Genomic DNA, 10,656 nt, shown 5'->3' with positions numbered 1-10,656 from the left:
TTTGACCCCGAGAGGGGTTGCAGCAAGTAGCCGGTGGTCGCCTTGGCGCACCACCGGAATCCCGAACTCGATTGCTTGAGGTTTTAGCGGCAGGGCGCGAGCCCTCCGGTTCTTCCTCTCTGCCACAACACCGGAGGGCTCGCGGGCTGTCGATTTAGTCGGGATCTGCTGAGTCAATGGTGAGCCGCTGGCCGTGAGGCATCGGGCGGCGTCGCAGTGCCCGGCCGCTTACGCGTCGCGGCTCACAAAAACGACAGCCCGCTCGCGCCCTACCGCTAAAAAAGGCGTCGCAGAGTTGCCTAACGGGGCAATCGAGGCGACGAGACCACGCGATCGATCGCCTCGGCACCGGCGAGCACCGCGACGCTGCGGTCCAGCCCGGCTTCGTGAAACAACCGCCGCATTCCGATCATCAACGCATGCCAGCAATGAATCGTCTCCGGGACCGAGATCGTCACGGCATCGTCGCGGTCAAACCCCTGCTCGCTGACCGCAATCTCGGTGGGAAGATGCAACAGCGCTTCCAACATCAAATGCTGGCAGCACTCCAATTCGCTCAACCCGGGATCATCATAGATCCACAAATGCGGCCCGAGAATGCGATCGATCATCGCCAAGGCCGCCGAATCCGCCGTGTCGCTGTTGAGTACCAGTTCCGTCTGACCACACTGAACGTAAAACTTTGCCATCGGATCGCTCCTCCGTGAAGAAATGTGAGATACTGAAGACCGCGGAAGCGATTTCGCCTCCGTGACCACCAACAGGATCGCGAGACCGTTGACACAACCGGTCACATCACCCCAACGCCCGATTTTGATCGCTCATCATGCCCACCCGTTCGACCTCTTTTCTCCACGTTCTGGCCACCACACTTTGTCTCGCCGCCCTGCTGTTGACGGTCGGCTGCAACGGTGAAACCCCGGATTCCGGTACGGACACCGACCTCCAAGCCGAAACCGCAATCGAACCGGGCGATCCCGCCGCAGGCGACACAACAGACAGCGACGCCATCGAATCTCAACCGGCTGCGGAAACCGAATCGACGACCGCGTCCGAGCCGGAGGCCACCCCGAATACGTTGTACAGCCCCGAAGCCTTTCGGGTGGCCGCCCACGACGGCAAACTGCGCGTCGTCGAACTCTGCTTGGAAAGCGGCATGGATGTCAACGAAGCCGATGCCAACGGACTGACGCCGCTTGCCATGGCGGCCTACAACGGTCACGACGCCATCGTCAAGTTACTGATCAAGCACAACGCCACGATCGATTCCCGCGACCGGACCGGAAAGACGCCGCTGATTCACGCCGCCAGCGGCCCCGCACCGACCACGGTCGAAATCCTGCTCGACGCCGGCGCGGACATCAACGCCGTCGACAACGGCGAACACTGGACCGCGCTGATGATGGCCGCTGCCGAAGGACAAGCCGAAGTCGTGGAGGTGTTGCTCAAGCGAGGCGCCAAGAAAGACATGGTCGATATCGACGGAGAATCCGCCGCCTACTTCGCCCGACAAGGAGGCCACATCAAACTCGCCGAACGGTTGGAAGCGTTTTAGGGTTGCAGTCGGCAGTTTCTACCATGGGCAACCTCTATTTTCTTGTCACCCATTTCCCTGTCTGCTTCTCGTTTTCCACCGACCATTTTTTGCCCCCCATTTTTCTGCCAACCGCCGACACACCTGGCATTATTTTTCCGGGACACAAAGCTCGATCCAGTGTCCGTCAGGATCTTGCACGAAGGTCTGTTGGGCACCGTCGGGTCGGATCCGGCGGGGAAGCCGAGTCGCCTGATGGGCATCCAGGTGTTTTTCCCAATCATCCAAATCATCGACGATCAGGGCCAAGTGCGTTCCACGATGACTTGAATGCACCGGTTGATCACGGTCGCCGATCAAATGCAGTTCTTGATCGACACCCAAGCGAAACCAGGCACCGGGAAAATCGAACGCCGGTCGATCCATCGCCGGCAAACACAAAACGTCCCGATAAAACGCCACACTGACCGGGACATCGGCGACGTGCAGTGCCACGTGATTGAGTTGATGAACGTTCAACTTGATTCTTGGAACGGGGAGCTTGCAACCTGGAACTGAACTTCGTTCTACGCCGACCTGGCCGCGTATTGCTCGGCATATTCGATCGTCCACGCGTCGATCACGTCTTCGAATTCTTCGACATCGACTTCCTCGATGTTGCGGAACAGCGACCGGTTGAAGATCTCGCGATTTTCGACGGTCGCTTTGCCCTTCAGATCCAACACACGCAGATCGCTGTAGGGACGGATGACCATTTCGAATCGGCTGTAGGCGTTGGATCGACGTCCGCTTTTGATTCTCAGATCATCGCGATAACACGCCGTTCCCCAACCGACTTCGCCGAACAGGGCTTCCTGACGAAACCCCGGAAAGGCATCGATGATGCTCCGCATCTTCACTTCGATTCGCTCGGACAGCGAGAGCCGATAGGACGTGTGCAGCCGCTTCAACTCCTCCTCGGTCAACTCCTTGCGTTTCGCTTCGCTGGCCGAATGATCGCGTCGCCGCTGCCCCCGTTGGATCGCCGATTCCAGACGGGATTGAAAATCGTCCTTCATTCCGACGCCTCCGCTGGCTTCTCGGCCCCCGCGTCACTGGGGCCGGCAGCTTGACCGGATGAGTCGCGTTGCCCGGCTTCACCGCCGACGGCCGCTTGAACCGGTGCCGGTGGGGTCGCCGCCGGCACTTGCTCGACCGGTTTGGCCGATTCGGTAGCAGCGGTTTCAGTCTTCGTAGTGTCCGGCTTAGCAGTGTCCGACTTTGCAGCGTCCGACTTGGGTTTGGACTCCTTTGCCGCGGGCGTGTCTTCCTGCTTGGAATAGAACTGCAACAGATCGCCGAACGAACGCAGCGGTTCGTCACCCTTTTGCATCGCATCGGTGAGCGGTTTTGCTTCGGGCTTGGCGACCACGCGATAGGATTCGGGCTGCCGTGGTTTTCGCGAGTCACGACCACCGCGGCCCCCCTGAGCGCCTCGTCCGCCGCGTCCCTGTCCGCCACGACCTTGGCCTCCGCGTCCCTGTCCGCCGCGTCCCTGTCCGCCACGACCTTGGCCTCCACGTCCCTGTCCGCCACGTCCGCCGGCCGGTTGGTCACCGCGTGCCGTTCCGGCACCTTGAGCGGCCGGTTGTGGCTGGCCGCTGCGTTGACCTTGTCCGCCGCCGGAGCGCCCGGCACCCTGTCGTCCCTGGCCGCCGCCCGAACGGGCATCGCGTCGGTAACCGCCACGACCACCGCCAGCTTCGCGATTGTGTCTTTCTTTCTCCAGCCGCTCTTCCTGCTGGGGCGAAAGCGCACTCAAGCCGACGCGGCGTCGTTTTTCGTCGATCCCGGTGACCCACGCGGTGACCACATCACCGACCTGAATCGCTTCGTTGAGATCTTCCACGTATCCGTCGCTCAAACGACTGACGTGAATCAGTCCGCTGCAGTCGGGCGCCAATTCGACAAACACGCCAAAACTCATCACCCCGACGACGACGCCGACGACCTGGTCGCCCGGCTTGAGCGTCTTCAGTGTGGGCATCGTGTCGAGCACGCCGGGCGGGTCATTGCTGATCGCCGTTTCACCAAACGGATCACAGAGCCACCCGACCAATTGGTTCACGCGGTGCCGTCCGACCTGCCATTCCTTGATGCACTTGTCGATCTTGGCACGTTCGGGAACGGGACGCTTGATCGGTTCGGGACTGGAGTTCTCCGGCCCGGGACCGGTCGACTCGGCCGTGGCCGCAACCTCGCCGTCGGGCGTCTTGGACTCGGCATCCTGACCTTCAGAATTCTGGACAGCGTCCGCCTCATCCGCCGACGTCGAATCGGAAGCCGCGGCGTCTGGCTCGGCATCGGCAACCTGCTCAGCGGACGCGATTTCACTGACGTTCTCGGCAGCTGTTTCCGCAGCGGGTGACTCGTCTGACTCCGTTGCGACCGCGGGATCCGACGATTCGGTATCGTCACCGATCTTGAATTCGCCCGCCTTTTCGCCGGCATGATCAAAATCTTCGACCGGAGCCGGTTGCTTGGGCTGGGTCGCGTCGACCAATTTGGGCTCAGCCAGATCGGCCAGTTTTTCGTAGCTGGGGGCTTCGTATCCCGGGGGAGCCGGCGGAGGCAATTCGATTTCGAGCGCCGTCGCCAGTTTTTTGGCCAACCCATAGTCGTCCGGATGGATCAAGGTCCCGTCGAGCACTTCGTCGCTTTCGAAAACCCGCAGGAACGGAATCGCCTGACGGGTCTGGACGACCGATTCCCAGCCGTCCAGTTCCAGCAGTTCCTGGCGTGAACGCAGCAGATTTTGTTCGCGTCGCGTGATCAACGAGCATGCCACGTCGGGGTTCATGCCGGGCAGTTGCTGCAACCAACCCAACGGCGCGGCGTTGCTATCCACGCCGCCGCGTGACGCGCCACTGGACATGATATGCCCCAATGAAATCGACAACGCGTCTTCGGACAATTCACTTTGGAACGACGCCAGTCGCAGTCGCAGGGGATCGACTTTTGCGTAGGCTTGGGGCGGATGCAAAACGGAAAACGCGATCCAGGCCGCGGCACGGAAACGCCTCGGCGTCGACCGCATTTCGGAATTGGCCACGTCACTGCTGGCATAGGTATCCGCGCCGGAGCGATCGGCGACCGTCCAGCGAACCGAGTGATCGGGGCTTTGTGCGATCAAGTCTCCCAGCGCGATGAGGCAGGCGCGTCGAGCCGGCCCGTTGCTGACGACGACCAGATCGACGTGGTAGTGATGGATCAACTCGCCCATCTTGGCGACGGTTTGCCCACGCACACTTCCGGACAACTGACAGGGCAGATCTTCGCCGTGCAGCACGCGGCCGTCGGATGACACGATGGCCGTCGCGGCGGTCTTCGGCCCGACGGCATCGATCGACATCACGACCTTCGCTTCGACGGGGCCGCGATTGACCTGACGTCGCAAATGGTCCGCCACGACGCTGACCAACCGTGCCGACGCGCGCTCATGAAGTTCATCCCACCAAGCCGCCTCGGCGGCCTCGCGGATGTCGGCTTCGTGCTGCATCACCACGTCACCCAAGGTGGATTCCAACCCCGGGTTCAATGCAACCACCGCTCGCTTGATTTCACCGACCAACTTCGCCGCGTCATACTCAAACGCACACACCGCGACCTGGCTTCGCAACGCGCGACCGAGCATGACGACTTGAAAGGCGCTCAACTTGGTCGCCGGCATCCGCTTCCCTTCCAAGGGCTTCAGGACGCTGACCAACCACCGACGGCGACGCTGGCGGGGCGAGATTTTCTTCTGTTTTTTCGGCGTCGATGCTTTCGCCTTCGATTTCTTGCCCGCCGGTTTCTCGTCCGGATCCGGCTTGAACCCCGGCAGATCCGATTCCGCAGGCGGACTGGCTTCGGCGGGCGGACTGGCTTCGGCGGGCGGACTGGCTTCGGCGGGTGCACTGGCTTCGGCGGGTGCACTGGCTTCGGCGGGTGCACTGGCTTCGGCGGGTGCACTGGCTTCGGCGGGTGCACTGGCTTCGGCGGGTACCGGCGGTTCGCCGTCGGCCTGGGCGGGTTCGCCCTGGCTGGATTGTGCGTTTCCGTCAGCCGACTCGGAGGTCTCGCTCACCGCTTCGGCTGCTGCCGCCGCTTCGGGCTCAGCGGCCGGCGATTCCGCTTCAGTCGAAGGTTCTGCCGAACCTGCATCAGCGGCTTCAGCCGGAGAGGCTTCGGCAGGAGCGGGCGTTTCAGCTTGCCGAGTCGCCGCCTCGGGAGCAGGAGTCTGTTCGCCAAGAGCCTGTTCGCCAGGAGTCTGTTCGCCAGGAGCCTGTGTCGTCGCCGCCTCGGCGGCGTCGGTCGTTGGTGCGGCTGCCTCTGCACTGCTCTCCTCGGCTGCCTCGCTCGCTTTGGCGGCCCTGGCTTCCGCGTTGGCGGCCTTGGCGTCGGCTTTGGCGGCCTTGGCGGCTTGGGCCTGCTCATTTTCCGCCGCCGCAATGTGGGGATCGTGCACATCGGAGATGTGCAGTTTTGCGTTTCGGCTCAGCCAACGCACCGCGGCGCTGATCACGCGTGGGTCACCGGCCAGTCGGCCGGGAATCGCCTTCGGCAGCCCTTCGACGGCCGCGGCGGCATCGGAGATCGATTCCAGTGTTTCGGCGACCGCGGCGGGATCGGACGGATCGCCTTTTTGGGGATTGAGCATCCGCACGGCCAACCGATTGGCGTCGGTGTCGATTCCGGCGGCGGTTTCTTGGCGCAGCCGTTTACCGAGCCGTTGCAGCGTTCGATTAGAGCCGCTTTTGCGAATCGCGTCCCCGATGGCCGGATCGGCTAGCGGGGTGGACAGCCACAATTCGTGCAACTCGTCGCGATAATCGGCCAGAGACTTCTCCGCATCGACGGCCGCTTTGAGATTCCACAGCGTCGCTTCGTCCAGCCCGCCGAGTTCGTCGCGACGGTAACGTGCTAAGAAAGGCGCTTCATAGCCCTGCTCAATCAGCGGCAAGGCAAGTTTCAGACTCGATGCATCGCATCGCCCGCGTCGGGCGATGGCTTCTAGATCGACAGCCATGATCAGTCGGTCTCGGTGTTGGTCCGGACGCCACGCACAACGCCGGTGCCAACAAAGCACCAACACGGGCGGCGATCCAGGAATCGTTGGTGTGCCGCGTTGCCGGACGCCGAAATCGGCATTTGACATTCGCAGCGGAAAAATCCCCACGTGGGGCGATCCGGGTGGAATCTCAATTCACAACGAGTTCCCCCCCAGTGTTCGCCGCGCGAGAATAGCGCCGCGTGGCCGACCTGTCAACTGAGGGCCCCACGAATCAGACACGCCTCCCCCGACCGTGAAACTGGGATAACCGGCAAAATCATTTAATTCGCCTTTACTTCTCCAGCCGTCAAAGTCGATACCGGTTACGCATACCCGTCGGTTTGCCGACGCCACTCACCTTTGGATTTCGATCGACCATAGAAATTGATGAGCAACTTTGATCAGCGATTGCAGGCGGGATGGAGAGTCTGGTCCGAAGACGATCCATCAGAGTACCACCGACCACCCCGATCGGATCCCCGATGGCTCCGTGAACTGGATCAAATTGCGGGCACCGGCCCCAAAAAAACCAGTTCCGTCCCCATCAAAATGCTTGCCCGGTTGCTGCTCAGCGCCCAACGCTGCAACAGCGCCTGGCTGGATGATTTTGCGGACGACGTCGTCGTGATCGATTCCGATTTGCACGAAGTTCTGCTTGCCTTTGAGAAGCTTCAACAGGAACCCAAGGGCACAGCCGAACAGAACCTGAACCGCGGAGTCGCGGCCTGATCGATCCCGGTCAGCCTGCCCGGCTCTGGCGTCAACACCTCCCCCAAAACGTCGCTCGAATCGACGTGATTATTTCCCAAGGAAATGAAACCATGCGTTCTATCGCTGTGATCAACCAGAAAGGCGGGGTTGGAAAAACCACCAGTTCGGTGAACCTTTCGGCTGCCCTGGCCCAATCCGGTCGCCGTGTCTGCGTGATGGATCTGGACCCCCAGGCCCACGCCTCGCTGCACCTCGGCATCACCGCAGTCGACGACCAGCCCAGCATGTACGAAATCCTCTGCGGGGACGCGTCGATCTCCGAAGCCAAACGTCGCGTCAACGACAATCTGTGCGTCGTCCCCTCGAATCTGGACCTGGCCGCCGCGGAATTGGAATTGGCCGGCGAAGTCGGTCGAGAAATGATCCTCCGTGACCGACTCGACGACGACCCCGACGAATACGACTACCTGATCCTGGACTGCCCGCCCAGCTTGGGTGTGCTGACCGTCAACGCCCTGGTGGCGGTCAATGAAGTCTTCCTTCCGCTGCAACCCCACTTCCTCGCCCTGCACGGCCTCAGCAAACTACTGCGTACGATCGAAGTCGTCTCACGCCGTCTCAACGACCAACTTCGCCTCTCCGGCGTCATGCTCTGCATGTACGATTCCAACACCCGATTGGCGGCCGAAGTCAGTACCGACATCGACGAATTCTTTCAAGCCACCAAAGGCGGCCGCGAGTTCTTCCGCGGCGCCCGGTTCTTCGACACTCGCATCCGTCGCAACGTGCGCCTGGCCGAAGCCCCCAGCTTCGGACAGTCGATCTTCCAGTACGCACCCCAAAGCAACGGTTCGATCGACTACCAAGCCCTGGCCGAAGAAGTCATCGCGCAAGAACAAAACGCGGTGATGCACGAACGCATGGCCGCCTGACGCTTCGGCCAGATTTGAATGGAGTGTGATGGTTGCCGAGCGGGGTGTTTTTCGTTAGCGGTAGGGCGCGAGCCATCCGGTCTTTCACGGTGCGACCGGACGGCTCGCGGGCTGCTGATTTTGTGAGCCGTGACGCGTAAGCGGCCGGGCACTGCGACGCCTGCCCGAGGCCTGACGGCCGGCGGCTCACCATTGACTCAGCAGAACCCGACTAAATCGACAGCCCGCTCGCCTTCTGCCGCTAACAAAAACAACCCCGCCTGGCGTCAAAGGATTTCCGGCGGTGTTCGCTGCGCTTGACCGCCGGCGACTCGCTGCCATCCCTTTCGGGATATCGAGGCACTGATGAAAATGATCGCCAGAGGGACCACAACGGTGCATTGCACCCAGCGCCCGGCCTTACCAGCGGTCTTCGGGGCGTTCCAGGATTTCTCGTAGCAGGAACGCTTGCTGCAACCCGCCGGGACGTTGAATCAGATCCAACAATTGCTCCGCGGGTGATCCGCCGGCGATGGAGATGACTCCGCGATCGACTTCCTGGGGCTCGTGAATGTCGCGTTGTTGCTGCGCCAGCTTCTCACGTGCCTCGGCGGCTTTTTTCTTCGACTCGGCCAACTTGCGTTGCTGTTCGGCAAGCGGATTGACCGGTTCGACGAGTTCCGCCACCGGGATCGGCTCTTCGTACCGCTGGCGAACCTGACGTTCCCGTCTGGCTTCGGTGTATTCCGGTTTGGGCCGCGGTTTCGGCGCCGGCCTTGCCGGTCTGCCGCCGCCCGCACCACCACCGCCGGCTTGTTGTTGTTTTTGGGCGCGGCGTTCGGCGGCGCGTTTGAGAAAGTCTTCTAGATCACCAGCCATGCTTCACTCGGGTGTGGTTCTCAGTCGCATTCAACGCATCGATCATGCGTTCTTTCTGTCGGAATTGTTGCGTGACTGGCCGGTTGAGGCGATCGATTTTCGCATCTCCGTGTCGGCGCTCACGTTTTGCAATTTGTAGTAGTCCAGGATGTGCAGCTTTCCGGTTCGGAACGCTTCGCTCATCGCCTCTGGGACGGACGCTTGGGCCATCACCAGTGCGGCACGGCTTTCTTCGACCTTGGCTTCCATCTCTTTCTCTTCCGCCGCCGCCGCAGCACGTTTGCCTTCGGCGCGTGCCCTGGCGACTTGCGTGTCGGCTTCGGCCTGGTCCGCCATCAGCCGGGCACCGATGTTGGCCCCGACATCAATGTCTGCGATGTCGATCGAAACGATTTCAAACGCGGTTTGCGAATCAAGTCGCTTGGCGAGCACGGCTTTACTGATCACGTCGGGGTTTTCGAGCACTGCGGCGTGACTGTCCGCGCTGCCGATCGCACTGACAATCCCTTCGCCGACACGTGCGATGATGGTTTCCTCGGTGGCACCGCCGATCAATTGCTGCAAGTTGGCCCGGACCGTGACTCGAGCACGCACTTTCAATTGGATTCCGTCTTTGGCGACGGCATCCAACGACGGTTTGACGGAGCCGCGCGGCGGGCAGTCGATCACTTTGGGGTACACACTGGTTTTGACCGATTCCAAGACATCGCGTCCGGCCAAATCGATGGCCGCCGCCTCGCGGAAGGTCAAAGAAATCGTTTTCGCTTTTTTGGCCGCGATCACCGCACGCACGACTTGTTGCACGTTTCCGCCGGCCAGGTAATGGGCCTCCAATGCCTCGCTGGTCATCGCCGGGTCATCCAAGCCCGCTTGGACGGCCATGATCTTGCTGCGGACGATCGACCGTGCATTGACCTTTCGGAACGTCATTCCGATCAAGTCGCCGATGCCTACTCCGGCCCCGGTCAACCAGGATTGCACCCAGATGCCGAAATAGCTGGCGAAAACAAAAAAGACGACCAGCGCGATGCCGATCAAAATCAAGGCGCCCACGAGCGCCGGAACGGTCAAATCACTTGCTTCAACGGCAAGTAAATTCGCTGACCAAGCGATCAGAGTAGCTGGAGGTGACGACCCGAAAACCATTGTGTTGCATCCTGTCCGTGCGAATCGAGTTCAGCCGATCAGTTTGTTCCGCCAAGACGCGCGAGGATTCCACGTCCATGGACCGGCCAAACCTCCATCAAATGTACAGGATCCGATCACCGCCCGCGACACCCGTCCACAAGGCGGTCGCGCGGATTTGAAGTCGTTGACGCTCAAGGGTGTTGGTGTGCAGGCATTAGCCCAATACCGCTAAGTTAAGCGTCGTTTCTTCAGATGAGGGCCCGTAGGCTCGCGCCAAACGGCTGATATTCGTTTGACATCAGCCGGTTCGCGCCAGCGTCCGGGCCCCCTCATTCATGTTAACTTAGCGGTATTGGGCTAAAGGCTAGACACCAACGGTTGCTGAATCCCGTTTTACTAATGTCCGCGCCATTGGTACCTGA

The 10,656-nt window shown here is 61.2% G+C and carries 9 protein-coding genes; 3 read left to right on the top strand and 6 right to left on the bottom strand.

Annotation, left to right across the window (positions count from 1 at the left end; translation table 11 throughout):
- Positions 1-299: 299 nt before the first annotated feature.
- Positions 300-689, bottom strand: coding sequence for a hypothetical protein (locus NZK35_RS26425; protein WP_259635522.1), 390 nt, complete (start codon positions 687-689; stop codon positions 300-302).
- 137 nt (positions 690-826) lie between these two features.
- Between NZK35_RS26425 and NZK35_RS26420 the strand changes: the two genes are divergently transcribed.
- Complete coding sequence (locus tag NZK35_RS26420) at positions 827-1,555, top strand: ankyrin repeat domain-containing protein (protein ID WP_259635521.1); 729 nt, start codon at positions 827-829, stop codon at positions 1,553-1,555.
- A gap of 129 nt (positions 1,556-1,684) precedes the next feature.
- Here NZK35_RS26420 and NZK35_RS26415 read toward each other — a convergent pair whose 3' ends face one another.
- From NZK35_RS26415 to NZK35_RS26405, 3 genes are read right to left on the bottom strand one after another with little or no spacing between them, the layout of a single operon-like run.
- Entirely contained in the window at positions 1,685-2,053 is a 369-nt protein-coding gene (locus NZK35_RS26415) for a VOC family protein (RefSeq protein WP_259635520.1), read from the bottom strand.
- A 47-nt stretch (positions 2,054-2,100) separates the two neighbouring features.
- Entirely contained in the window at positions 2,101-2,592 is a 492-nt protein-coding gene (locus NZK35_RS26410; protein ID WP_145208685.1) for a hypothetical protein, read from the bottom strand.
- Positions 2,589-6,581 carry a S1 RNA-binding domain-containing protein gene (locus NZK35_RS26405; RefSeq protein WP_259635519.1) on the bottom strand — a complete coding sequence of 1,331 codons (3,993 nt, stop codon included), beginning with the start codon at positions 6,579-6,581 and terminating at the stop codon, positions 2,589-2,591. The genes NZK35_RS26410 and NZK35_RS26405 overlap by 4 nt, the downstream gene beginning before the upstream one ends.
- 411 nt (positions 6,582-6,992) lie before the next feature.
- Here NZK35_RS26405 and NZK35_RS26400 point away from each other — a divergent pair, with 411 nt between their 5' ends.
- Both NZK35_RS26400 and NZK35_RS26395 read left to right on the top strand, forming a co-directional pair.
- The gene (locus NZK35_RS26400; protein ID WP_259635518.1) at positions 6,993-7,334 is read left to right on the top strand and encodes a hypothetical protein; all 342 of its coding nucleotides are present in this window, start codon (positions 6,993-6,995) and stop codon (positions 7,332-7,334) included.
- A gap of 92 nt (positions 7,335-7,426) precedes the next feature.
- On the top strand, positions 7,427-8,248 hold the full coding sequence (locus NZK35_RS26395) for a ParA family protein (protein WP_259635517.1): 822 nt from the start codon (positions 7,427-7,429) through the stop codon (positions 8,246-8,248).
- Positions 8,249-8,647: 399 nt separating this feature from the next.
- Here the strand turns inward: NZK35_RS26395 and NZK35_RS26390 are convergent, their stop codons facing one another.
- Together NZK35_RS26390 and floA are read right to left on the bottom strand one after the other, a co-directional pair.
- The gene (locus NZK35_RS26390; protein WP_259635516.1) at positions 8,648-9,106 is read right to left on the bottom strand and encodes a hypothetical protein; all 459 of its coding nucleotides are present in this window, start codon (positions 9,104-9,106) and stop codon (positions 8,648-8,650) included.
- A gap of 42 nt (positions 9,107-9,148) precedes the next feature.
- Positions 9,149-10,252, bottom strand: coding sequence for a flotillin-like protein FloA (gene floA / locus NZK35_RS26385; protein ID WP_259635515.1), 1,104 nt, complete (start codon positions 10,250-10,252; stop codon positions 9,149-9,151).
- Positions 10,253-10,656: the final 404 nt, after the last annotated feature.

Origin of the sequence: Stieleria sedimenti, assembly GCF_025060895.1 — a bacterium.
Taxonomy (GTDB): Bacteria; Planctomycetota; Planctomycetia; order Pirellulales; family Pirellulaceae; genus Stieleria; species Stieleria sedimenti.
The sequence above is the reverse complement of the archived record's forward strand: the minus strand, read 5'-3'. Positions and strand labels throughout refer to the sequence as shown.

Excerpts from the sequence above, each read along its gene's own strand:
- NZK35_RS26425 (WP_259635522.1), bottom strand. The coding sequence starts at position 689 with ATGGCAAAGTTTTACGTTCAGTGTGGTCAGACGGAACTGGTACTCAAC.
- NZK35_RS26395 (WP_259635517.1), top strand. The coding sequence starts at position 7,427 with ATGCGTTCTATCGCTGTGATCAACCAGAAAGGCGGGGTTGGAAAAACC.
- NZK35_RS26405 (WP_259635519.1), bottom strand. The coding sequence starts at position 6,581 with ATGGCTGTCGATCTAGAAGCCATCGCCCGACGCGGGCGATGCGATGCA.
- floA (WP_259635515.1), bottom strand. The coding sequence starts at position 10,252 with ATGGTTTTCGGGTCGTCACCTCCAGCTACTCTGATCGCTTGGTCAGCG.
- NZK35_RS26410 (WP_145208685.1), bottom strand. The coding sequence starts at position 2,592 with ATGAAGGACGATTTTCAATCCCGTCTGGAATCGGCGATCCAACGGGGG.
- NZK35_RS26400 (WP_259635518.1), top strand. The coding sequence starts at position 6,993 with ATGAGCAACTTTGATCAGCGATTGCAGGCGGGATGGAGAGTCTGGTCC.
- NZK35_RS26420 (WP_259635521.1), top strand. The coding sequence starts at position 827 with ATGCCCACCCGTTCGACCTCTTTTCTCCACGTTCTGGCCACCACACTT.
- NZK35_RS26390 (WP_259635516.1), bottom strand. The coding sequence starts at position 9,106 with ATGGCTGGTGATCTAGAAGACTTTCTCAAACGCGCCGCCGAACGCCGC.